Origin of the sequence: Planosporangium spinosum, assembly GCF_049999945.1 — a bacterium.
Classification (GTDB): domain Bacteria; phylum Actinomycetota; class Actinomycetes; order Mycobacteriales; family Micromonosporaceae; genus Planosporangium; species Planosporangium spinosum.
Genome location: NZ_JBLYUB010000003.1, coordinates 73,953 through 100,889 on the forward strand (window position 1 = coordinate 73,953; position 26,937 = coordinate 100,889).

The 26,937-nt window shown below is 71.7% G+C and carries 23 protein-coding genes; 12 read left to right on the plus strand and 11 right to left on the minus strand.

Annotation, left to right across the window (positions count from 1 at the left end):
- Positions 1–153 precede the first annotated feature (153 nt).
- Positions 154–396 (plus strand): hypothetical protein, encoded by a 243-nt coding sequence (locus tag ACNTMW_RS05245; protein ID WP_426632218.1) that lies wholly within the window; start codon positions 154–156, stop codon positions 394–396.
- A gap of 104 nt (positions 397–500) precedes the next feature.
- On the opposite strand, the gene ACNTMW_RS05250 is transcribed toward ACNTMW_RS05245, so the two are convergent.
- Positions 501–1,310, minus strand: a complete 810-nt coding sequence (locus ACNTMW_RS05250; RefSeq protein WP_426632219.1) for a DUF2267 domain-containing protein — start codon at positions 1,308–1,310, stop codon at positions 501–503.
- Between the two features lie 219 nt (positions 1,311–1,529).
- On the opposite strand from ACNTMW_RS05250, the gene ACNTMW_RS05255 reads away from it, so the two are divergent.
- The 3 genes from ACNTMW_RS05255 (at position 1,530) to ACNTMW_RS05265 (ending at position 5,485) form a co-directional block, all read left to right on the plus strand.
- Positions 1,530–2,108 carry a sugar O-acetyltransferase gene (locus tag ACNTMW_RS05255; protein ID WP_426632220.1) on the plus strand — a complete coding sequence of 193 codons (579 nt, stop codon included), beginning with the start codon at positions 1,530–1,532 and terminating at the stop codon, positions 2,106–2,108.
- Between the two features lie 465 nt (positions 2,109–2,573).
- Positions 2,574–3,335: a hypothetical protein gene (locus tag ACNTMW_RS05260; RefSeq protein WP_426632221.1), complete on the plus strand. Its 762-nt coding sequence runs from the start codon at positions 2,574–2,576 to the stop codon at positions 3,333–3,335.
- Positions 3,336–3,532: 197 nt separating this feature from the next.
- Positions 3,533–5,485 (plus strand): glycoside hydrolase family 5 protein, encoded by a 1,953-nt coding sequence (locus tag ACNTMW_RS05265; protein ID WP_426632222.1) that lies wholly within the window; start codon positions 3,533–3,535, stop codon positions 5,483–5,485.
- 182 nt (positions 5,486–5,667) lie between these two features.
- On the opposite strand, the gene ACNTMW_RS05270 is transcribed toward ACNTMW_RS05265, so the two are convergent.
- Entirely contained in the window at positions 5,668–6,993 is a 1,326-nt protein-coding gene (locus tag ACNTMW_RS05270) for an alkane 1-monooxygenase (protein ID WP_426632223.1), read from the minus strand.
- A gap of 118 nt (positions 6,994–7,111) precedes the next feature.
- On the opposite strand from ACNTMW_RS05270, the gene ACNTMW_RS05275 reads away from it, so the two are divergent.
- Complete coding sequence (locus ACNTMW_RS05275; RefSeq protein WP_426632224.1) at positions 7,112–7,936, plus strand: TetR/AcrR family transcriptional regulator; 825 nt, start codon at positions 7,112–7,114, stop codon at positions 7,934–7,936.
- A gap of 78 nt (positions 7,937–8,014) precedes the next feature.
- Here the strand turns inward: ACNTMW_RS05275 and ACNTMW_RS05280 are convergent, their stop codons facing one another.
- The gene (locus ACNTMW_RS05280) at positions 8,015–9,316 is read right to left on the minus strand and encodes a dicarboxylate/amino acid:cation symporter (RefSeq protein ID WP_426632507.1); all 1,302 of its coding nucleotides are present in this window, start codon (positions 9,314–9,316) and stop codon (positions 8,015–8,017) included.
- Between the two features lie 658 nt (positions 9,317–9,974).
- Here ACNTMW_RS05280 and ACNTMW_RS05285 point away from each other — a divergent pair.
- Positions 9,975–10,466: a subtilase-type protease inhibitor gene (locus tag ACNTMW_RS05285; RefSeq protein WP_426632225.1), complete on the plus strand. Its 492-nt coding sequence runs from the start codon at positions 9,975–9,977 to the stop codon at positions 10,464–10,466.
- A gap of 401 nt (positions 10,467–10,867) precedes the next feature.
- Positions 10,868–11,968, plus strand: coding sequence for a lysylphosphatidylglycerol synthase transmembrane domain-containing protein (locus ACNTMW_RS05290; RefSeq protein WP_426632226.1), 1,101 nt, complete (start codon positions 10,868–10,870; stop codon positions 11,966–11,968).
- Positions 11,969–12,077: 109 nt separating this feature from the next.
- Here the strand turns inward: ACNTMW_RS05290 and ACNTMW_RS05295 are convergent, their stop codons facing one another.
- The 3 genes from ACNTMW_RS05295 to ACNTMW_RS05305 form a co-directional block, all read right to left on the minus strand.
- Positions 12,078–12,530, minus strand: a complete 453-nt coding sequence (locus ACNTMW_RS05295; RefSeq protein ID WP_426632227.1) for a flavodoxin family protein — start codon at positions 12,528–12,530, stop codon at positions 12,078–12,080.
- A 108-nt stretch (positions 12,531–12,638) separates the two neighbouring features.
- Positions 12,639–13,427, minus strand: coding sequence for an enoyl-CoA hydratase/isomerase family protein (locus ACNTMW_RS05300; protein ID WP_426632228.1), 789 nt, complete (start codon positions 13,425–13,427; stop codon positions 12,639–12,641).
- A gap of 104 nt (positions 13,428–13,531) precedes the next feature.
- Positions 13,532–14,611 (minus strand): serine hydrolase, encoded by a 1,080-nt coding sequence (locus ACNTMW_RS05305; RefSeq protein ID WP_426632229.1) that lies wholly within the window; start codon positions 14,609–14,611, stop codon positions 13,532–13,534.
- Between the two features lie 464 nt (positions 14,612–15,075).
- Between ACNTMW_RS05305 and ACNTMW_RS05310 the strand changes: the two genes are divergently transcribed.
- Positions 15,076–15,720 (plus strand): class I SAM-dependent methyltransferase, encoded by a 645-nt coding sequence (locus ACNTMW_RS05310; RefSeq protein ID WP_426632230.1) that lies wholly within the window; start codon positions 15,076–15,078, stop codon positions 15,718–15,720.
- 39 nt (positions 15,721–15,759) lie between these two features.
- On the opposite strand, the gene ACNTMW_RS05315 is transcribed toward ACNTMW_RS05310, so the two are convergent.
- From ACNTMW_RS05315 to ACNTMW_RS05325, 3 genes are read right to left on the minus strand one after another with little or no spacing between them, the layout of a single operon-like run.
- Positions 15,760–16,911, minus strand: coding sequence for a prenyltransferase/squalene oxidase repeat-containing protein (locus tag ACNTMW_RS05315; RefSeq protein ID WP_426632231.1), 1,152 nt, complete (start codon positions 16,909–16,911; stop codon positions 15,760–15,762).
- On the minus strand, positions 16,898–17,626 hold the full coding sequence (locus ACNTMW_RS05320) for a class I SAM-dependent methyltransferase (protein WP_426632232.1): 729 nt from the start codon (positions 17,624–17,626) through the stop codon (positions 16,898–16,900). Before ACNTMW_RS05320 ends, ACNTMW_RS05315 begins: the two co-directional genes overlap by 14 nt.
- Positions 17,620–18,966: a glycosyltransferase family 4 protein gene (locus ACNTMW_RS05325; RefSeq protein WP_426632233.1), complete on the minus strand. Its 1,347-nt coding sequence runs from the start codon at positions 18,964–18,966 to the stop codon at positions 17,620–17,622. The genes ACNTMW_RS05320 and ACNTMW_RS05325 overlap by 7 nt, the downstream gene beginning before the upstream one ends.
- Positions 18,967–19,463: 497 nt before the next feature.
- Here ACNTMW_RS05325 and ACNTMW_RS05330 point away from each other — a divergent pair, with 497 nt between their 5' ends.
- Together ACNTMW_RS05330 and ACNTMW_RS05335 are read left to right on the plus strand one after the other, a co-directional pair.
- A complete protein-coding gene (locus ACNTMW_RS05330; protein ID WP_426632234.1) occupies positions 19,464–21,293 on the plus strand; it encodes an adenylyl cyclase in 1,830 nt (609 codons plus the stop codon).
- A 136-nt stretch (positions 21,294–21,429) separates the two neighbouring features.
- Complete coding sequence (locus tag ACNTMW_RS05335; protein ID WP_426632235.1) at positions 21,430–21,816, plus strand: DnaJ family domain-containing protein; 387 nt, start codon at positions 21,430–21,432, stop codon at positions 21,814–21,816.
- A gap of 37 nt (positions 21,817–21,853) precedes the next feature.
- Here the strand turns inward: ACNTMW_RS05335 and ACNTMW_RS05340 are convergent, their stop codons facing one another.
- Positions 21,854–22,474 carry an RNase H family protein gene (locus tag ACNTMW_RS05340; protein ID WP_426632236.1) on the minus strand — a complete coding sequence of 207 codons (621 nt, stop codon included), beginning with the start codon at positions 22,472–22,474 and terminating at the stop codon, positions 21,854–21,856.
- A gap of 256 nt (positions 22,475–22,730) precedes the next feature.
- Between ACNTMW_RS05340 and ACNTMW_RS05345 the strand changes: the two genes are divergently transcribed.
- A complete protein-coding gene (locus ACNTMW_RS05345; RefSeq protein ID WP_426632237.1) occupies positions 22,731–22,925 on the plus strand; it encodes a DUF2637 domain-containing protein in 195 nt (64 codons plus the stop codon).
- 335 nt (positions 22,926–23,260) lie between these two features.
- Positions 23,261–24,838: a bifunctional ADP-dependent NAD(P)H-hydrate dehydratase/NAD(P)H-hydrate epimerase gene (locus ACNTMW_RS05350; protein WP_426632238.1), complete on the plus strand. Its 1,578-nt coding sequence runs from the start codon at positions 23,261–23,263 to the stop codon at positions 24,836–24,838.
- Positions 24,839–24,900: 62 nt separating this feature from the next.
- On the opposite strand, the gene ACNTMW_RS05355 is transcribed toward ACNTMW_RS05350, so the two are convergent.
- A complete protein-coding gene (locus ACNTMW_RS05355; protein ID WP_426632239.1) occupies positions 24,901–26,130 on the minus strand; it encodes a helix-turn-helix domain-containing protein in 1,230 nt (409 codons plus the stop codon).
- Positions 26,131–26,937 lie beyond the last annotated feature (807 nt).

Here is a 26,937-nt window from a genome sequence, read left to right on the forward strand (position 1 = left end):
ACGACCACCTCGGCGGAGAGAGCGGTAGCATCTTCGACGCCCCAGCTGTCGGACACGCCCTTCCCGGGGTCGTCTTCCCGAGGTTTGTCACGATAACCCCGCTCGCGGTGTCCACCGGCTCACCGCCGGCAGTCTGACCGCTCGTACGCCGCCGTGGCGGAGCGGGCCCCTGTCTGTCACGTACTGCAGTGCCGAGGCGAAGCCGGGTCGCCGCAGATCGCCGAGAACATCGCCGAGGCGGCCGCCGGGTCGCCGCAGATCGCCGAGAACATCGTCGGGGTGGCGGCCGTCGCGAAGGCCACGACGGAGTCGGTTATGGAGGCGCAGTGGGCCGCCGACGAGGTCCCGGAGGTCTCCGGACAGCCGCGGTCGCTGGTGAGCGGCTTCCGGTTCTGACGTCGGCCGGTTCTGGCGTCGCCCGGCCGCCGCAGCGCCTCCCGCCGGGGAAGGGTCGCGGCGGCGCCGTGCCGATGGTCGGTCGCGCTGGCCGCCGGACGCGATCACCTGGCCAGGGCGAGGTACTCCTCGGGGAGTTGCGCGGCGGTGTCCTGGAACTCCTTCTCGCCGGCCGCCTCCCGCAGTACGGCCAGCACGGCCCGGACGTGCCGGGAGGCCTCCTTCGGACTGCGGATGCCCTCAGCCGCTTGCACGTGGTTGAGGAACGCCTCGAGTGACAGTGGCATCGCCTGTCCCCGGCTGAGGACCATCCCCCGGTCGAGCGCGGCGTGCAGTTCGCCGGGCAGGAACGGCCTGAGGTCGTTGATCTGGCCGGCGGTGACGCGCATGGCGAGGGCTTCGAGTACCGCTTCGGTGGCCTTGCGTGCCTGGGCACGGTCGAGCCCGGTGTGTTGAGCCACGCGGTCGAGGAACTCGTCGAGGGACAACCGCTGTCCGGAGTACCGGGGGTCGTCAGGCCCCGGCCGGGGCGGTGCCTCGAGCATGGCCGCCTCCAGCAGGGGCCAGAAGTCCTTGGGTAGCTCCGAGCCCATGTCGTTGAACTCTCTGGGGCCGACCGCGGTCCACGTCGCGGCGAGGACGGCTCGTGCGATCCGGTCGGCGGCCTCCCGGTCGGCGCCCAGGTGCGCGGCGATGCGATCGAGAAAACCGTCGACACCGAAGGTGGCGGTGGGACCTTCGCGTCGAAGGCAGGGCCGCAGCTCCTGCGGCAGCCCCGCGGCGAGATCGTCCAGCTCACCCTTTGATACGCGCTGGCCCAGCGTGTTGAGGGTCGAGCAGGCAGCGGCCATGGCCTTGTCGCGCGGGATGCCGCCCAGTTGCTCGACGGTCGTGACGAAACCCTGGTAGTCCATTGCCGGTCCTCCTGTCCTCCGGCGTGTCCTAGGTTCCAACGTAGGCGCCTGGCCACGGCCCGGTTCAGCCGACCTCGCCCACCACCGCGGCCGGGGGCGGGCACCGTCCGCACGCCAGGGGAGGGCGACGGCCCGTGCGTACGGTCACCCCGTGTGCAGGGTTGTCCCTGCATACGGGCTGTCCGTGCGACGGTGGCCTCCGGTGCATACGTTGCACACATGGAAACCTTCCCCGACACCGAGGGCCGTACCCAACGCGAGCGGATGCTCGCCGGTGACCTGTACATCGCCGACGATCCGGAACTGGCCGCCGACAGCCTGCGCGCGATGCGCCTGAGTGCGGCGTTCAACGCCAGCCCGGCGGAGGCAGCCGACGAGCGTCGGCGGATCCTGCTGGAACTGCTCGGCTCGATCGGTGAGGGTACGGAGATCCGGCCGCCGTTCCGCTGCGACTACGGTTACCAGATCCACATCGGAGCGCGGACGTTCGCCAACTTCGGGCTCGTCGCGCTCGACGTCGCCACCATCACGATCGGCGACGACGTGCAGATCGGCCCCAACGTGCAGTTGCTGACCCCGACCCATCCGGTGGAGCCGGGGCCCCGGCGCGCGAAGCTGGAAGCGGCGAAACCGATCACCATCGGCGACAACGTGTGGCTGGGCGGCGGAGCGATCGTGCTGCCGGGCGTGACGATCGGGGAGAACAGCGTCGTCGGCGCGGGTGCCGTGGTCACCCGGGACCTGCCGGCGAACGTCGTCGTGGCCGGCAACCCGGCGCGGGTGATCCGGTCCCTGTGACCGTTGCCCGCGCCAGACGCCGGGACGGAGGTCGTCCACAGTGGTACGAGAGGGAGTGGCCGGTGACATCCGAGTCGCGGCGGTGGACCGCGACACCCGGTCCGCGGCGGCCGGGAGGGCGCGGGTCGAGGACGGTGGTCACCGTATGGCGCCGGCCGGACACGATCTGGGCGATTGACCTACCGTGCATTGATAGATAGAAGTAAGGGATGGTCCGGCCGGACGGTTCCATCGATCCCCGGCGGCCGCTGGACATCGTCGTCCGACGTCGGGAGGGTCGTGGCAGGACCGCAGGCGGATCCGCCCGGGCGTCCCCCGGGCGCACGTCCGCGACCGGGGCCGCTGGTGTCGTGGTGGTCGGCGTTGTGGTGGTCGGCGGCACGGCGATCGAGGCCGCGGCGATCGGGGCCGCGCCATGCGGCGTGGCTTGTCGCGGCGGACCGCACCCGCGCGGTGCTGGCGGCGGTGGCGGCTCTCCTGGTCCTGGCCGCGGTCCTGGCCGCCACCTGGCCCGACACCGACGACCGGTCGGTGCTCGACCCGCCCCGGCCGACCGCGGTCGCCGCCAGCGGAGGCCTGTTCGTGCCGCTCCCGCCGGCGGGACAGGAACCGCCACTGGCCGCCGGGACCGCCGCACCACCGGTATCCGACGGCACGGTGACGCCGCCGCCCGCCTCGCCCGCCTCGCCCGGCCCCGGCGGCGGAGCCTCCGCGTCTGCCCGGCCGGCCCGCTTCACGGCCGTGGCCGGCGAGAGTTGTCCACAGTCGGACGCCAGCGGGTTCTTCGCCAAGGGAAGGGCCCGGGACTGGTACGACCGCGCGAGCGGCGGCTGGACCGGCGACGGCTGTGCCGGGCGGATGATCGCGGTACCCATGTCCGGCGACCCGAAGGTCGACGACCCGGACAACGTGATCGTGTGGCGGTTCCGGGTATCTGGCGGGGCTTCCTGTGCGGTGCAGGCGCACGTACCCGCCACGGGCCGGGCACTGGACGCCGCCGGCGCTCCCGCCACCTACTTCGTGTACGCGACCGACGACGCCACCGGTGCTCCGATCGGCCGGTTCGACGTGGACCAGATGCGCAACCAGGGGCGCTGGGTACCCGCCGGCAGCTACGCCAGCGGTACCGGCCGGTTGTCCGTGCGCATGGTCACCCGCGGGATCGACTTCGGCCCCGGGCGCGACGGTGCGCACCTGGGCGTGTCGGCGTTACGGGTCACCTGCTGACCTGCTGACCTGCTGACCTGTTGACCGCTGCGCGGTGTCCCGTCAGAGTCGTCCGTCCCGTCAGAGCCGCCCGTCCCGCCAGCCCCGCGCCGTACGGTGGCGGGGAATCGGCACGGCAGCGGGGGCACCGGCGTAGGCATCGAACATCTACGATCGGTTGTCTCCCGTGCTCCGGGACCGGTTGAAGGTGGTGGTTCGTGACCAGGTTGTTCGCACGCACGTCGACGCGGTACCTGCTGGCCGTGTCTGTCCTGCTGGCGGTGGGCGGGTCGGTCGTCTCCGCGTCCGCCGGGGTCCGGGCCGCCGTGCCGGACCCACGCGCCGAGACCCGGGCCGCCGTGCCGGACCCGCGCGCCGCGGCCGCGGATCTGGCCGCTTCCTGGTCCGGCCCGCTGAGCACCCGGGGACGGTACGTCGTCGACGCCCGGGGCAACCGGTTCAAGCTGAAGTCGGGCAACTGGCATGGTGCCAGCGGCACCTGGAACGGTAGCGGGGACGTCAATGATCCCGCCAACCATCACGCGGGAGAGAAGTCCGACCAGATGCCGCTCGGGCTGGACCGGGCACCGATGGCCGACATCATCGCCAGCTTCCATGAGCTCGGCCTCAACAGCGTTCGGCTCCAGTTCTCCAACGAGATGATCCGCGATCCCCGGCCGGTGCCGGACGCCTCCGTGCGGGCCAACCCGCAACTCCGCGGAAAGACTCCGCTCCAGGTGTACGACGAGGCCGTCCGGGCCCTGACCGCCGACGGGTTCGCGGTGATCCTCAACAACCACACCAACACCTCGAGGTGGTGCTGCGGGGTCGACGGCAACGAGCGGTGGAACGCCAGCCAGAGCGACGCACAGTGGGAGAGCGACTGGCTGTTCATGGCCCGCCGGTACGCCGGCAACACCCGGGTGGTCGGCGCCGACCTGTACAACGAGGTACGTCGCAGCGTCCTCGACGACCCGAACTGGGGGCTCGGCGACAACCACGACTGGCAGGCCGCCGCCCAGCGGGCCGGCGACCGTATCCTCGCCGAGGCCAACCCGGACCTGCTCATCATCATCGAGGGCATCAACTGGACCGGGCTGCCGGTGGACGGCCTGCCGCACGGACGACCGACGCTCGAGCCGGTCGCCCGGCTGTCGCACACCCTGGTCCGGTCGCACAAGCTCGTGTACTCGGCGCACTTCTACGGGTACACCGGCCCCAACCACAGCGGCGCGACCGGGGTGGGGGAGACCCACGACCCGCGCTACCAGGACCTGACCCGCGACGAACTGTTCGACACGGTACGGCGGCAGGCGGCGTACGTCGCGCTCGACGGTGACCGGCACTTCACCGCGCCGGTGTGGGTCAGTGAGTTCGGGGTGGGTGGCCGGGACAACACCGACCAGCGTTCGCGCGCGTGGTTCCACAACTTCGTGGACTACCTGGTCGCGACCGACCTCGACTTCGCGTACTGGCCGCTGGTGGGCTGGCACGACAACCGGCACGGCAACGGCTGGGCGCTGATGCACTGGGACGCGGCCGGTAACCGGATGGGCCTGTACGACGGCGACGACTGGCGCGCCGACGACTGGCGCCGGCTGGTCACCAGCGACGGCGTGACCGGGCCGGTGGCGCCGGTACGGGCCTGGTCGATGCTGACGCTCGACCACGGCGACCTCAACCAGTCACTGCGCATGCGGACGGTGCCGGACTGGGACCCCGGCGCCCGCAAGGCGTCCTGCCCGGACGGGCAGCGGCTGGCCGGCCTGAGCCACACCGGCAACCGGGGTCTGTGCGTCGACGGGCCGTCTCCGGCCCCGGTCGGGGGTTACACGGTGGTCCGCGACGAGTCGTACGTGGACGTCGACTGGGCAAACGGTTTCACCAAGCTCCAGTGCCCCCGGGGGCAGGTCGCCGTCGGGTACGCGGTCCGCGGCGGCGACCTGTCGACGGTACTGTGCGGGCAGGTGGGGGTGGAGCCGGGCGGCGCGGGTCGGACGGTCTGGTTCGACCGGGGCGACGGCCGGCCGGCGGGTGGTCCGGGCGGTGACTTCGCGGTCGGCCACTACAAGGGTCAGTGCGCCGAGGGCGAGTACGTCGTCGGGGTCGCCTACCGCGCGTGGATCTGGTCCCCGGGCCGCGAGCCCGGCGCGCTGCTGTGCCGGCGCTGAGCGGGCCGGTGCCCGGGCCGGCGCTGAGCGGGGCGGTGCCGGGCCATGATCGGCACAACTTCCGGGACGTTGTGGTCTCGGGAGGTGCCTGAGGCCACAAGTTCCCGGAAGTTGTGATGATCTTGCCACGCGGGGCGGTCATGGGTGCGTGGCAATCACGGGTCGCGTGGCGATCGTGGAGGTCAGGCGGTTCCCGGCGACGGCGCGGCTGCCGGCTCCGGGCGCTCGGCGTGCTCGGCCTGCGGCCCGCGCGGGTACCGGGCACGCAACCGCTCCAGCGCCGGCCGGTGCACGTTCGCCAGCGTGAGGTCGCCGCCGTAGTGGGCGATCACCCGCGGATCCATGATCCGCCGCCACAGCGGGGTGAGGACCGCGGCGACGATCATCGTCGCGTACCCGCCGGGCAGCTGCGGCGACACGTCGAAGCTGCGCAGCGTCTGGTACCGGCGCAGCGGGTTGGCGTGGTGGTCGCTGTGCCGCTGGAGCTGGAACAGGAACACGTTGGTCACGATCCGGTCGGAGTTCCAGCTGTGCCGCGGGTCGACCTTCTCGTACCTGCCGGCGGCGGTGCGCTGTCGGCACAAGCCGTAGTGCTCCAGGTAGTTGACCACTTCGAGCAGCGAGAACCCGACGATCGCCTGGAGGGCGAGGAACGGCAGGACGCCCACGCCGAACACGGCGGTCAACGCGGCGAACAGCAGGACGGTCATGACCCACGCGTTGAGGATGTCGTTGCGGTACGTCCACGGGCTGCGCGAGCGGATCCGGAAGCGGCTGGTCTCCAGCCGCCAGGCCGAGCGGAGACTGCCGACGACGGTACGCGGCCAGAACGCCCAGAAGCTCTCGCCGAGCCGGGCGCTGGCCGGATCCTCGGGGGTGGCCACGCGGGTGTGGTGACCGCGGTTGTGCTCGACGTAGAAGTGCCCGTACCCGGTCGGCGCCAGCGCGACCTTCGACAGCCAGCGCTCCACCGTCTCCCGCTTGTGCCCGAGTTCGTGTGCGGTGTTGATGGCGATGCCGTTGACGATGCCGAGGGTGGTCACCAGGCCGGCGGCGCCGACGACGCTCAGGCCCCCGTCGATCCACACCCGGCAGCAGACGACCAGGGCGACGTACTGGACCGGCAGGTACAGATAGGTGATCCAGCGGTAGTAGCGGATCTGCTGCAGGTCGCGGAACGCCTCGTCGGGAGGGTTCTCCCGGTCGTCGCCGAACAGCACGTCGAAGAGCGGAATCACGCCGAAGACGATGACCGGGGCGAGCCACCAGGCCAGCGGTGAGTCGGTGGCGTGCCACAGCGCGAGCCCGCCGAACGGGAGGGTGGGTACGAGGAGGGCCAGCGGCCACAGGTACCTCTTGTTGTCGTGCCAGGCGAGCCGGGGGACCGGGCCGGACCGCGGCTCCCTGTCTTGTTGCGCCCCGTCGTGTCGTGCCCTGTCGAGTCGTGTCCCGCCTTGTCGCGCCATGCCGAAGTCTCCGATCACTCGAAGTGTGTCGATGACTGTCACACGCGTCACATTGGTTTGACAAGACTTTGCTTTGACAAAACACCGATCGACGTAAAGAAGCTGGACGGAGCGCGCTCTCGGGTCCATGCGGGCCGGCGCCACTAGACTGCGGCTCAGGATGGAGACCACTGCCCGGTATCGCGACACCGCCCGCCAGCGGATGCGAGAGGCGATCATCGACGCCGCCCGCGACCTCACCGTTGCCGTCGGCTGGGACGCCGTACGCATGGCCGACGTCGCCGCCCGGGTGGGCGTCAGTCGACAGACCGTCTACAACGAGTTCAGCAGCAAGGCGGGGTTGGCCGAGGCGCTCGCGGAGGCCGAGACCGACCGGTTCGTCGCCGGCGTGCGCGACGCCCTCTATGCCCACGAGGATGTGCGGACCGCCGCGCACGCCGCGATCTTCCGGGTGCTGACCGAGGCCGCCGGCAACCCGCTGATCAAGGCGATCCTCACCAGCGCACGGGACGGCGCGGACCCGCTCCTGCCGTACCTGACGACCCGGTCGGAGCGGGTGCTCGCCGCCGCGACGGCGGTCCTGGGCGAGTGGGTGGCCGACCGGCTACCGGGGCTGCCCGCCGACGCCGTGGCGTTCGGCGGTGAGTCGATCATCCGGCTGGTGGTCAGCCACATCGTGCTGCCCCTCGCCCCGGTCGACCAGACCGCGGCCGCACTGGCCGACCTGGCCGTCCGGTTCATCGCCGATCCGGTCATCCCCGCGCCGTCGATCTCCGAGTCGTCAACCCCTGCACCGTCAACCCCTGCGCCGTCGGCCCCCGAACCGCTGTCGGTCCCCGAGCCGCCGTCGGCCCCGGCCGGCGCCGCCCGTCGGTCCGCTGACGTCACGCCGCTGACGCTACGCCGCCAAGCCCGCAGGCGGTGGTGGTCATACCGGCCGCGGACCACCGCCCGGGACGGTCGACCGCCGCCCGGGACGCTGTGACGAGCCGGAATTGCGACGTATCGAGCCGGTACCGCTCGGGCGTCATCAGATGAGGCCGGGGCCTCAGCCGGCTGACGGTCAGGCGGGCGTCGGCTCCGGCTCGCCGGTCGGCGTCGGAGGCTCGGCGGCCGGTGCCAGCTCGTCGAACCGGCGCCGGCCGGCCGCGTCGTACGCGGTCCGGTCCAGGATGCCCTCGCGGGCCGCGACGACGGTCGGTACCAGGGCCTGGCCGGCGACGTTGGTGGCGGTCCGGATCATGTCGAGGATCGGGTCGATCGCGAGCAGCAGTCCGGCGCCGGCCAGCGGCAGGCCCAGCGTGCTGAGCGTGAGGGTCAGCATCACCAGCGCGCCGGTCAGGCCCGCCGTCGCGGCCGAGCCGACCACGGACACGAATGCGATCAGCAGGTAGTCGACCGGTCGCAGCGGTACCCCGAAGACCTGGGCGACGAAGATCGCAGCCAGCGCCGGGTACACGGCCGCGCAGCCGTCCATCTTCGTGGTCGCGCCGAACGGCACGGCGAACGCGGCGTACTCACCGGGGACGCCGAGCCGCTCGACCGAGCGCTGGGTCACCGGCATCGTGCCCACTGACGAGCGCGATACGAAGGCCAGTTCGATCGCGGGCCAGGTACCGGCGAAGAAGCGCAGCGGGTTGAGCCGGCCCGCGACGGCGAGGATGACCGGGTAGACCACAAGGAGCACGATCGCGCAGCCGACGTACACGGCGGTGGTGAACCTGGCCAGGGGAGCGAGCAGTTCCCAGCCGTACGCGTTGACGGCGTGCCCGATCAGGCCGAGCGTGCCGATCGGGGCGAGGCGGATGACCCACCAGAGAGCCTTCTGCACGATCGCCAGGACCGACCGGTTGAGGGTCACGAACGGCTCGGCGGACTCGCCTACCAGCAGCGCCGCCGCGCCGGCCACGATGCCGAGAAAGACGATCTGAAGGACGTCGCCCTCGACGAACGCGCCGACCGGGTTGGTCGGGACGATGCCGGTGAGGAAATCCGTCCACGAGCCGGTCGTCTTCGGCGCGGTGGCCTTGCCGAGGTCGACGGTGACGCCCCGACCGGGGTCGACCAGCAGTCCGAGGCCGATACCGACGGCGACCGCGACCAGCGCGGTACCGGCGAACCACAGCAGGGTCTTGAGTGCCAGCCGGGCGGCGTTGGTGACGCCGCGCAGGCCGACGACGCTCACCACCAGGGCGGTGAACACCAGCGGTGGCACGGCGAGCTTGAGGAGCTGAACGAAGAGATTGCCGACGGTGTGGAGGGTGGCGCCGAGCCAGGTGACATGGCCGGCGCGGGCCAGGTACCCGAGCGCCACACCGAGTACCAGGCCCAGCAGGATCTGGGCGGAGAAGGGGATCTTGCGCAGAGCAGCAACCATGGGACGTCCAAGGGAGGAGGGCGGGCCCACGCGGCCCGCGGATGTCGGGTTCCGGCGCGTCGGCGGAGCGGCGTCTCGGCGGAGCGGCGTCTCGGCGGAGCGGCGTCTCAGCGTCTCGGCGGGGAGGCGTGTCAGCCGGGGCTGCGTGTCAGCCGGGCGGTGAGGCGGCGTGTCAGCCGGGCGGTGAGGCGGCGTGTCAGCCGGGCGGCAGGGTGCGACAGCTGCCGCTGGCCTGGCATCGCAGATCGACGTACAGGCGCTCGGTCAGGTCCCAGACGTTGGTCATCGCATCGACAACCATACGCGGTCCGGGGCCGGCGCCGGAAGGTCTGGATGCCGTGGCGCTCCTTATGGGGGGCATCTCCGGGTGGTTGGCGTACGGAGCAGGGCGCTGACCGTGTCGGCGTCCCGCAATTCGCCGAGGGTTTTCGTTATGGCCCTGAGACAGTGTCTCCCCTAATTGGTCATCCATTTATGCGGTTCGCTTTTGGATATCTCGCCCCGCCGCACATTGTGCCGTTCTTGACTGCCCGGACGGCCGCTCGATAACGTCGACGGCGATACGCGTTCCCGGTGTTCGGGCCGGCGGCGGAATCCACGAGAAATTCGCCGCTACTTTCACGCGCCTTTCACAAGGAGGTTCAGTATGTCGTCTCTACGGCGCCCACTGGCGACGGCGACGGGGACCGCGGCGTTGGCCGCGGTGCTGCTCTGCTCGCCGTCCGCGGCCTCGGCCACACCGGCCGGTGCCGCTGCCGCCGGTGTGGCCGAGGCCGCCGGTACCGGGTCGACCGGCACCGCGCCGGCCGGTACCGTGTCGGCCATCGCCGCGCCGACCGTCCTGGTACTCACCGTCAACCACGGCGTCGGCGCGGCCGTGGCCAGTCGTACCGCGCTGCTCATCTGCGATCCCGCGGGCGGCGATCACCCCCTGGCCGGGCCGGCCTGCGCGGAGTTGACCCAGGTCGCCGGCGACGTCGGTGCCCTGGCGGACGGCGCCGGTCCCTGCACCATGATCTACGACCCCGTGACGGTTACCGTGGATGGCTGGTGGCAGGGGAGCGTTGTCTCTTTCCGGGCCACGTACGCGAATTCCTGCCTGCTACTGCGGCAGACCCGCGCCATTTTCGACTTCTGATTGCGGTGATTCCGGGGCGTCCGCCCGGTGGCCACGTCGGGCGGACGCATTTCGGGCCGCCCAGGTGGAGCGTGCGGTCGGAAAGGCGCGGTCGGAAAGGCGCGGTCGGAAAGGCGCGGTCGGAAAGGCGCGGTCGGAAAGGCGCGGTCGGAAAGGCGCGGTCGGAAAGGCGCGGTCGGACGGCGCCGATTCTCGTCGCCTGTTCCGGCGGTGTCCGCACACCGCCGGAATCGCCTTCCCGGTGATCCGGTGGCGGCTTTCCGGCGCCCTCACTGCGGTGTCGGCGGTGCGGGTGTGACGGCGGTTGAGTTCGGCCGCCAGACCGAGAACGGAGCGGGAGCCGACGCGGCGCGCGTCACGTTCTGCCCGGTAGCCGCGCCCCACAGGGCATGCTGATCCAGATGGACGAGGTGGGAAGCGGCGCCGGTGTCGTGGAGGCGGAGCGCACCGGGCCGGCGACGGGGCGGCTGGCGGCGCGCCGCTGGGTACGTACCGTCGTGATCGTGCTGGCGGTGGTCGCCGCCGTCGCGGTACTGCGCGGTAAGCTGCCGCACCGGGCCGAGGTGGTGTCGGCGATCCGGTCGGCGCAACCGGCCTGGTTACTGGTCGGCTCGGCGGCGGAGTGGGTGTCGATGTCGATGTTCGCCCGGCAGCAGATGTCGCTGCTGCGGGGGTTCGGGGTGTCGACCACGATCTGGCGGGCGCTGGCCGTCACGTACAGCCGGTCGGCGATCGCGATCAGTATGCCGGCCGGTTCCGCGGTCTCGGCCGGCTTCGCGTTCCGGACCTTCCGCGCCTGGGGCGCCAGTCGCGAGGTGGCCGGCACAGTCATGATCATGTCCGGGCTGCTGTCCGTCCTGGGGTTGGGCCTGCTGTACCTGTTCGGCTTCTTCGCGCTGCTGGTCACCCACCCGGAGAACACCGTTGCGGTCCACCCCGTCGGTACGGTGGCCGCCCTGGTCGCCGCGGCGGCGCTGGCGGCGTACGCGGCGTGGAGCACGGCGTACGCCCGGCGCGCCCGGAACAGCCAGTGGGGCACCCCGGACGGGAGCGCCGACACGGTCCCCGGCGCCGAGGCTGATCCCGGGCCGGCGTCGGCGGTGCGGCGCTGGATCCGGTTCGTCCGCCGTACCGGTGCGACGGCACTGGCCACGCCGGTGTCCTACCGCCGGGGCGCTCTCGCCTTCGCCGTGGCCAACTGGCTGGCCGACCTGTGCTGCCTGGCCGCCGTGGCACAGGCGTTCCACCTGCCGCTGAGCTTCTACCAGCTGGGCACCGTCTACGTGGTGGTCCAGTTGGTACGCCAGATCCCGGTCACCCCGGGCGGGATGGGCGTGATCGAGGCGAGCCTGCTGGCGTCGCTGGTCGCCGCCGGTGCCGCCCAGGGGCCGGCGGCCGCCGCCGTGCTCGGGTACCGGTTGTTCTCCGCCTGGCTGATCATTCCGATCGGGCTGTTCACCTGGGCGCTCCTGCGCCGCAGGTCCGCGCCGCTCGCCGACTGACCGCCACGATCGACCCCGGCGGCGTCGACCCCGGCGGCGTCGACCCCGGCGGCAAGGCCGCACCGGTGACCGGCCAGTCGGGTCGGCCGGTCAGTCCGGGTCAGCCGGGTCAGTCGGCCAACTCGGCGGCGACCGTGGCCCCGAGTTCCCAGCACTGTTCCAGCGCCGCCTTGTCCGGCTCGCCGGTGACGACCAGCGGCGGACGTACCGCCTTCCAGCGCAGCCCGGTGGTGATCGCCTCGATGGCGCGGAGCGCCCCGGACGCGTCGCTGTTGCCGTGCAGGTAGGCGGCGTACGGCCGGCCGGCGGTGGCCTCCAGGCAGGGGTAGTAGATCTGGTCGAAGAAGTGCTTGAGAGCACCGCTGATGTACCCGATGTTGACCGGTGTGCCGAGCAGGTAGCAGTCGGCTTCCAGGACGTCGACGGCCGTGGCCGACAGTGCCGGCCGGGCGACGACCTCGACGCCGTCGATCTCGTCGGTACCGGCACCGGCGCGTACCGCCTCGTACATCGCCTGCAACGTCGGCGAGGCCGTGTGGTGGACGATCAGCAGTCGTTTCATCGTGTCCGAGCGTACCGGCCGGGCACGGCGGGCCGTCCGGTCGAGGGCCGGTGAAGGTCAGCGTTCGGTGAAGGTCAGCGGCCGGTGAGAGTCAGCGTTCGGAGACGGTCAGCGGCCGGTGAAGGTCGCCCGGCCGGGGCCGTCGGTGAGGAACGACCGAACCGCCGCCCGCAGGTCCTCGGTGCGGTACAGGTCGGCGGCGATCGTGGTGATGTGCGCGTTCGCCTCCGGTACGCCGCCGCGCATGAAGTGGTCGAGCACCTTCTTGGTCGCCGCGTGGGCACGGGTCGGTCCGGTGGCGAGCGCCGTCGCGAACGTGTGCGCCGCCTCGTCGAAGCCCTCGTCCGGCAGGACCCGGTTGACCACGTTCCACCGCTCCAGCGTCGCGGCCGGGTAGCGCTCGCCGGTCATGACGAACTCCTTCGCCCGGCCCACCCCGGCGCGCGCGGCCAGGCGCTGGGTGCCGCCCATGGTCGGGGTCAGCCCGACCACCTTCTCCACCAGTCCGAAGCTCGCCCGCTCGGCGGCCAGGATGATGTCGCAGGCTACCGCAACCTCGAACGCCCAGGTCAGGCACAACGCGTGGGCGGCGAACACGGTCGGGAACTCCAACCGTGCGATCCGCTCGGGCAGGGCGAGCATCCGATCGAACAGCACCTTCGCCTGCTCCGGCGTCTCCTGCGCGTCGAACAGTCGGACGTCGACGCCGCCGCTGACGACCTTGCCCTCGGCGCGGATCAGCAGCGCCCGGACGTCGCCGGTCAGCCGGTCCACCGCGGCGTCGAGGTGATCGTGCAGTTCGAGCGTGTACAGGTTCAGCGGCCCGGCTTCGATCGTCAACACGGCCAGGCCGGACGGATCGAAGTCCAGGCGCGCCGGCGCGGGCGAGTTGACCATGGACGCAGCGTAACAAGGGGCCGCGGCGACCGCGCAGTGGCAGATGGTGCCGGTGGCGCGGTGGCGCGGTGGCGCGGTGGCGCGGTGGCCGGCGCCGACGACGGTCAGGGACGAGTGCCGGCCATCAACTGTCGGGTGACCTCCGCGCAGACGTCCGCGCCGTAGGACAGGCCCCGGGACTCTTCGTAGCGGGTCAGTACGGCGAGAATCCAGTCGTCCCGGACGGCCAGGCAGGCGATGTGCCAGTTGCCCTCGTCGTAGATGGGCGTCCAGCCGTTCTTGATGGCGGTGGTGGCGGCCACGTCGGCGGGCAGGGCGTCCACGATGCCGAACCGCCCCTCGCCGCGTACCTGGCGCATCCGGTCGAGGATCCACGAGGTCCACACCGGACCGGCGGCGCGGCCGTCGGCGACGCACAGGCCGAGGCGGGTGGCGTCGCGAGCGGTGACCTGTGTCTTGCTCCACCAGCCGCTGACCACGGTGGTGCCGGTCAGGCCGCAGATGGCGATCATGCGGTTGACCACGGCATTTCCGCCGTCGAGTTGATAGATGTCGCTGGCGGCCTCGTTGTCGCTGTCGACGATCATGTCGGTGAGTTCGTCGAGTCGCTGCTTGCTCGGCGTGGCGCCCTTCGCGGCCTGTAACCGCAGGTAGTCGGCGGAGATCCAAACCTTGATCATCGACTCGGTGCTACTGGTGGCACTGGTGTGGTTGGCGGAGCCGGTGACCGTACCGGTGCGGCGGTCCAGCAACGCCCAGGAGAGGAAGCCGTCGACGTCGAGGTTCACCGGGCGGGACACGAGCAGTGGCTTGGGATCGGGCGTGGCCGACCCGGACGGAGCGGCACCGCCGGCCGGCGGCACCGCCGTCCTGCCGGATGAGGCCGCACCCGGTGCCTGGTTGTCCACCGGGCGCACCGTGGGAACGATCTTTTCGCGCGGTCCCGTGGCGTCGGCCGGGCGGCGGTGCGAGACGGGTACCGGGGCCGAGGTGATGACGCGGCCGGCCATGACGATTCCGGTTACGTTGACGGCGAGGAGAGCGACCAGCATGACCAGGTCGAAGGCGAGCCGGTACGGGGATCTGCGTCGCGGTTTCACCACGGCAGGCGGCGCGTCCACGAGCGGGTACGGGGACCGGACATCGCGCGGCACGGCCGCCGACCTGGCCGTCGAATCGTTCACGAGGAGCGGCCTTTCCCACATCCTCGGCATTTATCCCGGGCGGTCGCCTGGGATTCATCAGATCCCTTCCGTGGATACTCCCGCCTTCAGCCGGCAGGGGAAACGCCAACTCCTGCGGAGCAGGGCAGGGAGAGCCTGTCCGTCGTCACGGCGGATCGGCGTGTACCCGCGCGGGGCCGCGAGGTTCATCCTTGGCCGGTACGTGTAACCACCGTTCTCCGTGTCGCCACTGTTCTCTGTGTCGCCACCGGCCGTCGGGCCGCAACCGCCGGACCTTTACGCTGATCGTCATCGCGTCGCGGCGGACCCGGCCGGCCCGCGGTGTGCGCAGGTACGGGCGGCCGCGGTGGCGGACGGTCGAGGTGGGGACAGCGATCGATGGGAAAGCGGTCCACGTGGAACAGCGGTCGGCCGGGAGCATGGGTTCACGCAGCGGGCATGGGTTGACACGGAGGCGCAGGTAGATGTCTGAGGCGGTGTTGCGGGCGGCCCGGTCCGCGGTGGGCTTCATGCCCGACGACGAGGGCATGGCCCTGCACGACGCGGCGCTGTCGGTACCGGTACCCGGTCCGCTCGTCGAGGTGGGCAGCTACCTCGGCAGGTCGACGCTCTACCTGGCTGCGGCGGCCCGGGCGCGCGGCGGCGTGGTGGTGACCGTCGACCATCACCGGGGTTCGGAGGAGCACCAGCCCGGCTGGGAGTACCACGACCCGGGCCTGGTCGACCCGACTACCGGCCGGCTCGACACGCTGCCCGGCTTCCGCCGTGCGATCGCCTCCGCGGGCGTCGAGGACGTCGTCGTCGCCGTGGTGGCCCGCTCGGAGACCCTCGCGGCGCTCTGGGATCGGCAGGCCGCGTTCGTGTTCCTCGACGGCAGCCACACCGACGAATCCGCCGGCCGTGACTACCGGTGCTGGTCACCCCACGTGGCGGTCGGTGGCCTGCTGGCGATCCACGACGTGTTCCCCGACCCCGCCGACGGTGGCCAGGCGCCGTACCGGATCTACCGGCGGGCGCTCGAGTCGGGTGAGTACACGGAGGTGCCGGGGTGCGGCTCGCTGCGGCTGCTGCGCCGTGACCGACCGCCGGCCGTGCCCGGGTCGGCCTGACCCTCGTATCCGGGTCGGCCCGACCCCGCCGACCGGCCGTCAGGTACCGGCCACCGCGCAGGCGGCGGTCTCGGGGCAGCCGGCGCTGAACTCCGCGGTCGCCGGCAGGTCCAGCCCGGACAACGCCCGGCTCCGGGGGTGGGCACCGTGCAACGCGTCGACGGCGAGGACGACCGCGGCACCGGTCCAGGTACTGCACTCCACCGGCCACCGCTTGCCGTCGGTGAAGACCAGGCCGGTCCAGTACGAGCCGTCGTCGTGGCGCAGGTGCTGCATCGCCGCGACCAGTTCGGCCGCGGCCGCGTCGTCGCCCACCGCATGCGAGGCGAGGGCCAGCTCGCACGTCTCGGCGCCGGTCACCCAGGGCCGGTCGGACACGCAGCGGGCGCCGAGGCCCGCGACGACGAACTCGTCCCAGCGCTCGCGCAGATGCCGGTGGCCGGACGGGCCGCCGACCACGCCGGCGAGCACGGGGTAGTACCAGTCCATGGAGAAGCGGCGCTTGTCGGCGAAGGCGTCCGGGTGCCGGCGCAGCGCGTGGGCCAGGTGCCCGGCCGCCAGCTCCCACGCCGGCTGCGGTGCGCCGACCTGTTCGGCCAGCGCGATCCCGGCCCGCAGGCCCTGGTACACACTGCTGCCGCCGGTGACCAGGGCCTGCTCGTCGGCGCCGCCGTGCGGGTCGACCGCCCACCAGACCTGTCCCGACGGCGCCTGCTGGGCCACGGCGAAGTCGAGGGCCCGGCGCACGGTCGGCCACATCCGGGCCAGGAACGCGTCGTCGCCCGTGGACAGCCAGTGGTGCCGGACACCGACGGCGACGTACGCGCTGTGGTGGGTCTCCTCGATCGGGCTGGTGACCGCGCCGAGCCGGTAGCGGGACGCCCAGCCGCCACCGGGGTGCTGGGTGTCGCGCAGCCACTCGTAGGCCAGCCGTGCCTCCCGGTGCCGGCCGCCGACGTCGAGCGCCATCGCCGCCTCGACGTGGTCCCACGGGTCGGTCTCGCCGCCGGGAAACCACGGGATCGCCCCCGACGGTTCCTGCGCGGCGGCGATGCTCGCGGCGGTGGCCAGCACGTCGTCGGCGGTGAGCACGCCGGGCAGGTCGGGCACGCCGGGATCGGACCCGGGCAGGTCGGGTACGACCAGATCAGGCACGGCCAGCTCGGGTACCGACCGCTCAGGCGGCGACACCGGCCACCTCCGGCCGCCGCAGGTAGATGACGACGCTCTTGCCGATCAGCGGGTTGAGCGCCCGCTCCGCCACCCGGGTCAGCCGGGGCCGGGCCATGATGTCCCAGACCAGCAACCGGTGGTACGCCCGTACGACCGCCGCGTCGCGGTTCACCCCCGCGGCGCACTTGAGCCACCAGTACGGGCTGTGCAGGGCGTGGACGTAGCCGTGCCCGGTGACGGTGAGCCCGACCGCCTCCAGTTTCCGGCCCAGCTCGTCGGCCCGGTAGATGCGTACGTGGCCGCCGTCGTTGGCGTGGTACTCGTCCGACAGCGCCCAGCAGATGCGCTCGGGCAGCCAGCGCGGCACGGTGACCGCCGCGAGCCCGCCGGGGCGCAGCACCCGGGCGATCTCGGCGATCGCGGCGGCGTCGTCGGGGATGTGCTCGAGGACCTCGGACGCGATGATCCGGTCGAAGCTGGCATCCGGGAACGGCAGCCGGCGCAGGTCGGCCCGGATCGCGGTGGCCATGGTGTCCGCGGATGCCTCGCCGGCCTCGGCCATCGCGGCGCACCACTCGCGGGTGGTGCGCAGGCCGGCGGTGTCGAGGTCGACGGCGACCACGTCCGCGCCGCGCCGGTAGGCCTCGAAGGCGTGCCGACCCTCACCGCAGCCGAGGTCGAGCAGGCGCATGCCGGGGCGTACCGCCAACCGGTCATAGTCGACGGTCAGCATGCGGGGCGCCCTCCCGGTCGGGTGTCGTGTCGTGCCGCGTGCGCGGCGATGGCCTCGGCGTACCAGGCCGCGGTCTGCTGCGCGGTGTGCCGCCAGGTGAAGCGTTCGACGACCCGCCGCCGGCCGGCGGTACCGAGCCGCCGCCGCAGCCCGGGGTCGTCGAGCAGTCGGCCGATGGCCGCCGCGAGGGCGCCCGGGTCGGCCGGTGGTACGTGCAGCGCGGCGAGTCCGTCCGGGCCGACCACCTCGGGTATGGCGCCGGCGGTCGTGGTGACCAGCGGCACGCCGCAGGCCATCGCCTCGACCGCCGGCAGCGAGAAGCCCTCGTACCGCGACGGCACCACGGCGACGGTCGCGGAGCGGAACAGGTCGGCCAGTTCGGTGTCGGACAGTCCGCTGACGAATCGCACCGCGTCGGTCAGACCCAGCCGGTTGATGGTCTGGTCGGTGCGGCCACCCGGCCGGGCCGAGCCGACCACGACCAGTTCGACCGGTCGCTCCGTGCGGATCTTGGCCACGGCCTCGATGAGGTCGTCGAGCCCCTTGAGGGGGACGTCCGCGCTGGTGACCGTGACGATACGGGCGACGCCGCCGGCTGACCCGGCTGGCCCGGCTGAACCGGCTCCGCCGGTCGAGTCGGCTGAGCCGGCCGGGGCGGGCTCGGCCGGATGGAAGATCGTTTCGTCCACGCCGACGCCGATCACCCGCAACCGGTCCGGGTCGACGCCGAACGCCCCGACGATGTCCCGGTGCGACGACTCGGAGACGGTGGTCAGCCAGGGCAGCCGGCGGGCGACCCGGCCCTGCATCCGGGTGAACGCGTACCACCGCCGCAGCGACAGCCGGCGCTGCCAACGGTCGGCCGCGGCCAGCTCCAGGTCCCGGTCGACGGTGATCGGATGATGGATCGTCGCCACCACCGGCGGTCCGGACCGGGGCAGGCCGAGCAGCCCGTACCCGAGGCTCTGGTTGTCATGGACGACGTCGAACTCGTCCAGCCGCCGGCGCAGATGCGCCCGGGCCCGCAGCGAGAACGTCAGCGGCTCCGGGAACGACCCGGTACGCATGAGCCCGAATTCGAGGACGTCGGCGGGCGTCCGGAACTCGCTGAGCCGCGGGGTCCGGAACGGGTCGGGCTCGCGGTACAGGTCGAGGCTGGGCAGGGTGGTCAGGCGCACGCCGGGGTCCAGTTCGGGCAGGGGAGGGCCGGAGAACACCTCCACCTGGTGGCCCAGGCCGACCAGTTCCCGGGACAGGTGCCGGACGTACACGCCCTGGCCTCCACAGTGCGGCTTGCTGCGATAGGACAGCAACGCCACCCGGAAGCTCGTCAGCGCCAAGACATACCCTCCTGGTCACCAATTCCATTGGGGACGCTGAATGGTATCGGCAGCCCCGCAGTGACCGGCCTCACGTACCGACGTACCGGTGAACGGGCCGGTCACCCGCGCCGCCCGTCGCGACCACGGGCCGCTGCCCGGTGTACCCGCGTCGTCCAGTGTCGACCGTGCCGGCAGGTACGGCATGCCCGGCGTGTCTGGTGTGGCGCGCACGTGGCGCGGGCGATCGTGGACACCTCTGCCGGTGATAACCGGCACAGGGGCCCCACGATCGCCGGGGACCTGCAGTGGTGTACAGCCGCGCGGAGGAAAGTCGCGCGCGGGTCTGGCGCGGGGCGTCGGGGACAGGTAGAAACAGTCCGATCCCTTTCTTCACGGCTCAACTAAAGCTGTTCACCGGAAGAGAGCGCTCTCTTCCGGGTGATCCGGCGGCACCGGCCGGCCCCCCGGTTCCGGCCGACCCACACCCCCCAGGTCCTCCTCCGATAGGCAGGTCGATGACAACCAACCGCGATCGAGGTGCGCGGGCGGATTCGCCCACCCGCAACCGCCCCTCCTTACGCCGGCTCCTCACGCTCACCGTCTCGGCGGCGTCGCTCGCCGCCGCCGGACTGCTGCCCGCGGCGGTCCCGGCCACCGCGGCCGGATCGGCGGCCCGGGGCGGTACTCCCGACTTCGGGCCGAACGTCCTCGTGTACGACCCCGCCACGCCGGCCGCCCAGATCCAGGCCACGCTCGACGGGATCTTCGCCCGGCAGGAGCACAACGAGATGGGCGCCGAGCGGTACGCCGTCCTGTTCAAGCCCGGCCGCTACGACGTCGACGCGAAGCTCGGCTACTACACGACCGTGGCCGGGCTCGGCCGGTCACCCGACGACGTCGACATCCACGGCGCGGTCCGGGTCGTCGGCCAGCCCGACCCGAACTCCCCGGCCGGCATCTCCGCCCTGACGAACTTCTGGCGCTCGGCGGAGAACCTGTCGGTGACGCCGACCGACTGGTCCAACCAGTGGGCGGTGTCGCAGGCGTCGCCGATGCGCCGGGTACACGTCCGCGGCATCCTCTGGCTCGAACCCGGCAACGGCGGCTACTCCAGTGGCGGGTACCTCGCCGACACCAAGGTGGACGGAATCACGATCAACGGTTCCCAGCAGCAGTGGCTCACCCGCGACAGCGAACTCGGCGACGCGTGGACCAACGGCGTGTGGAACCAGGTCTTCGCCGGTGTGGTCGGTGCGCCTACGCAGGGTTTCCCGAACCCGCCGTACACGACGCTGCCCACCAGCCCGGTGACCAGGGAGAAGCCCTTCCTGTACCTCGACGAGGCGGGCCGCTACCGGGTCTTCGTCCCGGCCCTGCGCCACGACACCTCCGGCACGACCTGGGGCGCGGGGCGCCAGCAGGAAGGCTCGTCGCTGTCGATCGACGACTTCTTCATCGCCAAACCGACCGACAGCGCGCGCACGATCAACCGTGAACTGGCCCGGGGTCGTCACCTGCTACTCACCCCCGGCGTGTACCACCTCAGCGAGGCGCTGCGCGTCCGGAACAAGAACACCGTCGTCCTCGGGCTGGGCATGCCGAGCCTCGCCCCCGACACCGGCGACGCCGCCCTGCGGGTCGACGACGTCGACGGCGTACGGGTCGCCGGGGTGCTCGTCGACGCCGGAGCGCGCGAGTCCGCGGCGCTCGTCGAGGTCGGCGGGGCCGCCAGCCACCGCGACCACGCCCGGAACCCGATCTCGTTGCAGGACGTGTTCTTCCGGATCGGCGGGCCGTGGGTCGGCCGGGCGCGCACGAGCCTCGTGGTCAACAGCGACGACACGATCATCGACAACATCTGGGCCTGGCGGGCCGACCACGGCAACGGGGTCGGCTGGACCAGCAACACCGCCGACACCGGCGTCGTGGTGAACGGCGCCGACGTCACGGCGTACGGCCTGTTCGTCGAGCACTACCAGCGCTACCAGACGATCTGGACCGGCGAGCGCGGCCGGACGGTGTTCTACCAGAGCGAACTGCCCTATGACCCGCCGAGCCAGCGGGCATGGACCAGCCCGACCGGCAAGGGCTGGGCGTCGTACAAGGTCGCCCCGTGGGTGCGCAGCCACGAGGCGTGGGGGCTGGGCGTCTACTCGTACTTCAACCAGGGGGTGGACATCCGCGCCGACCGGGCCGTCGAGGTACCGAAGGCGCCGGGCGTGCGCTTCCACGACCTGGTCACGGTGTTCCTCAACGGCAGTGGCGGCATCGAACGCACGATCAACGAGGCGGGTACCCCGGTCGTGGGCTCGTACGGCACGAGCACCATCGTCAGCTACCCGTGACCCGACATCGGCCCGGCTGACCTGTACCGGCCGTTCAGGGGCCGGCCCCGGCACCGCACCGGGGCCGGCCCCCGGGCATCGTGTGGCCGGTACTCTGGACGCTACTGTCTTCCGTGGCGGGGCGGGTGGTGCACCGATGACGAGTTGGTACGAGTCGCTGATCGACCGCCAGATCCGCGAGGCGCAGGAGCGCGGCGAGTTCGACAACCTGCCCGGTGCCGGCAAGCCGCTGCCGGACCGCGGCGACGAGTACGACCCGGACTGGTGGATCAAGGATCTGGTCCGGCGGGAGAACGTCACCGGTGTCGTGCCCGCCTCACTGGCGCTGCGTAAGGAGGTCGAGGATCTGGCGGAGACCGTGGCGAGGAAGAAGACCGAGTCGTCGGTGCGCCGCTACGTCGCCGACCTCAACGAGCGGATCCTGCGGGCCCGGCGTGGTCTCGTCGATGGGCCGCCGGTCGTCCTGTCCACGGTGGACGCCGACGAGGCGGTCCGGGCCTGGCGGGACCGCCGCCGGCCGTAGCCGGGCCGCCGTTGCCGTCGGTGTGGTGGCCCGGCGGCTATTCGCCCCAGCCGGGGCCCCGGTCAGGGACCTCCCCCTGCCGCATCGTGGCCACCGCCGCACCGGCGAGCCGGTCCGCCTCGTGGTTGAGCGCGTGGCCGCCGGAGCGGACGGAGACGTGTGCCTTCGCCTTGGTCCAGATGACCGTCCGGCCGGCCAGGAGTGCGTGCGTCTCCGCGATGAGCTCGGCGTTCTTCACCGGCTCCCCGGTGCGCCCGCGTCGCCACGCGCTCGGCGGCAGCGTGCCACCTCGGCTCCAGCCGCCGATCCACTCGGTCAGGCACTTCCGGGCGTACTCGCTGTCGTAGACGATCTCCAGCGGCCGGTCCGCCGGGACCGCCCGGAGCAGGGCCCTGATCGCCGCCAGTTCGCCGATGTTGTTCGTACCCGTCCCGTCGATGGGGACGACCCCGTAACAGGTCGGGGACACGTACCAGGCGCCGGCCGCCGTGCCGGGGTTCGGCTCGCACGAGCCGTCGGTGGCCGCCACGACCGGCGCACCGACGACCGCCACCGGCGCGGGTGCCGGTGCCGCCGGCCGGCCGGGTGCCGGTGCCGTCAGGGTGGGTGCCGGCGCGGGCGCCGTGGGCAGGTCAAACAGCGTTGGCTCGTCGAACACGGACCAACCCTACCCATGATCGTGAAGATCTTGTGTCGTTATGGGGGACAGCAACGGATCCCCACACTCGCTCACCCCGGCCACGCTGATCATCGAGGCTACCCTTGATCTTCCCAAGCCAGGATATGGCGCGGGTAAGCCGTCTGGCGCGGGTGCGCGATGACCGCCGCGACGACGCCTAGCAGGGTGTCCCGGACCGTTACGGACCGGTCCCGGGCTGCCGCGTCGATGACATGGGCCGTCCGGTTGACTCAAGATGGCAATCAGGCTCACCGTTGCCGGGCTGGCCGGGGCCGCGGGCGCGATTTCGTTCGCGCACATGGCGGCGCTCGCAGCCGAGCACGGTCAACTGGGATGGAAGCCTACCGCGTTCCCGATCAGCGTGGACTGGGCGATCAGCCGGTCTGCCCGGCGAGGGGTTCTCCACCAGGTATGGACGACATGCACATAACTGGTAGCCGAATTGCGCGCTAGTCTTCCGGGCCAGACGAAGCCAACCCGGAGACAGTCGATCACGCCCTTCACGTCGCAATTACCGGCGAACGTAACGTCGTCCAGGTTGTGAACACGCACGCCTCGAGCGGCAGCAACAGCACGTCACACGTCAACTCCAGCCCTCCGCCTACGTCGGATTCCTGGTGGCAGCGGTGGCGGAGGCGGAGCATCCTCGTCGGCGCGTCTCGGTGGCGATGAAGGCGCTTGCCGCTGAACCGTTCGTGGCGGGCGATGAAGCGGCGTAAGGCGTCAAACCGTGCGCGCCTCGACGGGTGAGACACGCTGGTGGGGATGTGGAAGCCTGTGCGGGTGGATTCTGCGGAGGTTCTGTCGGCACATCGAAGTGAGGATGTGCAGGGCGCGGTGGCTCGGTTGCTCGCGTGTTCTCGCTCGGATGACACGTTGATCCGGAGGGCAGCAGCCGGCCTGGCGGTCGTATGCGCAGACGTACTGCGGGAGCGGCGCGGAGGCGTCAACGGCCGCCGCGTCGTGCTGCTGGTGGGCACCGGCAACAACGGCGCGGACGCGCTGCTTGCCGGGGTTCACCTGCGCTCGTGGGGAGCGAGGGTTGAGGCCCTGCTTGTTGGCGGGGAGGCTTATCGGCCGGGCCTGGCCGCGCTGAACGCGGGCCACGGCATCACGGTTGATGCCCGGTCCGGCGAGGGGCGGACGGCGGCGCTCTCGGCGCTCGCCGCGGCCGATCTGGTGGTGGACGGCATCGTGGGTGATCGAGGTGCGGGCGGGCTGCGAAGCCCGGCTGATGAGCTGGTGGCGGCCATTCCGGTGGGCGTTCCGGTCGTCGCGGTTGACCTGCCGAGCGGTGTTGATCCCGACACCGGAGAGATCTCCGGCCCGCACGTTCATGCTGACGTGACGGTCACCTTCGGCTCGTTCAAGCCGTGCCTGTTCCTTCCGCCCGCGTCCCATGCGGCCGGTCGGCTGGAGTTCGTTGACGTTGGCTTGACGGACGAGTTACCTGCCCAGCCTCTCGTCCGGCGTTTGACGAGGGCCGGCGCGGCGGCTCGCTGGCCGGTCCCGGCGCGGACCGAGCACAAGTACACCCGCGGGGTGCTCGGGGTGATCGCCGGCTCGGACACCTATCCCGGCGCGGCCGTGCTCGCCGCATTGGGTGCAGTGCGCGCGGGTGTGGGCATCGTGCGGTATATCGGACCGCCGCGCGTCACCGACCATGTGCTGATGGCGGCGCCGGAAGCTGTCCCGGGCTTCGGCAGGGTACAGGCATGGCTGCTCGGCTCCGGGGTCGAGTCCGACCCGGACCAGGACGAGGCCATCGGGCAGGCACTCGACTCGGGCCTACCGTGCGTGGTCGACGCGGGTGCGCTGGAGGAGTGCGTCAAGCGCCGCGCAGCGGGCGCCCGGTCGATCGGCGCCGACGGCGTGCTGATGACTCCCCACGCCGGGGAGCTGGCCAGGATGCTGGACCTGCTGGGCCACGAGGTGACGCGCGGCGATGTCGAGACCCGGCCGATGTTCCACGCGCTCTGGCTCGCCCGGGAGGTGGACGCCACGGTGCTGCTGAAGGGTCCGACCACGTTGATCGCGAGCCCGTCTGGATGGCTGTTCAGCCAGAACGACGGCCCGTCCTGGCTGGCGACCGCAGGCTCAGGTGATGTCCTCGCGGGCATCGCGGGTGCGCTCATGGCATCGGGTGTGGGCGCGATGGACGCGGGCGCGATGTCCGCGCTGGTTCACGGCCTGGCTGGCGCCCGGGCCTCCGGTGGCGGCCCGATCAGCGCAGGCCAGATCGCGGAGGCGACCCCTGCCACGGTCGCGGACCTGTTGCGCCTGCTCAGCGAAGCACAAAGCGGTGGTCGGCCGCGTCGGCGGTTGTCCGCCAACCGTCGTTGACTCGTTCCGAAGCCGGGCGCCGGGAGCAAGGGCTGGTGCCCGGCTTCGGGCTACAGCGGGCGCTACGCCGCGATGAGACCGCACCGCTGGGCGAGGCCACGAACATGGGTCCGGGCTCGGGCACGGTCGCGGTGGAGAAGTTCGCGCAGCAACTCGCGCACCAGGGTGGAATCGTGTACCTCGTCCTGGGAGACCTGCTCCGCGTCGAGGAGTACGAGGGCGGCGGCCTCGTCCTCCCCGCGTCGGACGAAGCCACGAGCGGTGTTGATGAGTGCCGCCGCGCGGCGTTCGACGCTGGGGACGTTGTCGATGTCTAGCCGGGACGCGTAGTCCACCACGGCGTCCGCGTGCCCGAGCTCGGCGCTGATAGCCAGCCCGTGGATGTCGACGTTGCCTCGTCCGAACGCGGTCCACGGGTCGTAGTGGGCTCCGAGTGCCCGTGCGGCGTCGTCGGCGACCCGGTGCAGCGCCCACGCCCTCCCGTCCTCGTCAGACTGTGCGGCGCTGACGGCGGCTGCCAGGTGCAACATCCCGTAGTCGGCCAGGAGATCCTTTTGCGGGTTATCGGGGTTGATACGTGCCTTCAGCTCGTCAGCGGCGGCCAGGCACAGCCGGGTGGCCTCTTCCTGCTGGCCGGCTCGTCGGTACGACGCGGATAGTGCCCACGCGCCGAGCGCGATGAGGTGCGGGTCGTCGGCCTCGCGAGCGGCGTTCATCGCGCGCTCAGCGGCCACCCATGCCAACTCGCCGTCCGGAATGTGATGCAGCCACTGGCGGGTGACCTGGTACGCCCCGGCGAGGTTGCGTGCGGCCAGCTTGCGCTCGGAAGCGGCCAGGTACGCGGCGTTAGCGTCGTGGAGAAGCCCGGGAAGGACGCCACCGAGGATGGCGTGCGCCGTCGGCGAGCCGTGCCAGATTGTCCACGCCTCGGCCACTCGCGTGCTGACCTCATCGAGATCCGGTGCCGGATCGGGCAACGATGCGGGCCCTGCGACCCGCATGATCACCTCGCGGACGGCTGCGACTGCCTCGCCTCGCGGGCGTCCGCCGGGTGCGAGCGTGTCGACCGGTCGCCCGATCAGATCCTCAACGGTGCAGCCGGCGACCACCGCGATCCGCAAGAGATCGCTGAGGCGGTCGGCGTGCCGTCGTCCCTGCTCAACAGCGGAGACCCACTGCACCGACTTACCGATCCGCGCGGCGAGATCGGACTGGGTAACGCCCGCTGCGCGTCGATGGGCGGCGATGTTCGCGCCGATGCCACGCAGCAAGGTGGGCTCACGTCCATCCATGCCGGCAACGATAGCGCCCAGACTGCTACCGCTGTAGTAGCTCCATTGTGTCCTTTTCCCTACGGTCCGTGTGTACCAGGGATTTATGACTCCCGATCGCTACGCGATGCGATCTCCGTGGCGACCGGTGACAGGTTGGGCGCACCACCGTTCGGATCGTGCGGCTCCCTCATGGTGTCGGCGGTGGTGCGCCCACCTACCTCAAAGGTTTGGGGGTGGCATGACGACGTACCACGGCGGCCAGCAGATCGTCGACGCACAGGCCACGTTGGAGCAGCACGCGGTATCCAGCGCGAGCGGGCTGTGCCTTGCGTGCGGCGTGCCGGGGCCGTGCGCTGCATACGAGCGAGCGGCGAGGGCCTTCGCGCTGGCGCTTCGGTTGCCTCGGCGAGTGCCCGGTGTGACGCAACCGCACCTGATCGGAGTTCGCCGATCAGGTGAGCTGAGCTGGTTCGAGCGGGCAAGTTGACGGTGCCGGCGGGTGGACTGGCCACGATGAGTGCGGAGCCGCCGCGTCTGCCGGACGACGCCGACGGGATGCGTCGGCTGCTCGACCGAGCGCTCGCGGTATTGCGAACACACATCGATCAAGAAGGCATGTGCAAGGGCTGCCTCGCAGAGTGGGCGCGGTTGGCGCCGTACCCCTGTGAACAGGCGCGCTGGGCGGCAGCGGTCATGAACCGTTACGGCACGGCAGAGCCACCGGAGACGCCGTGACGGGCACGTCAGCGTCGCGGGCCGGACGGGCGCGCGGGCCTCCGGGGCGCGACGGACCGGGCTCACCAGCACGTACCGACCCCTCGTTCT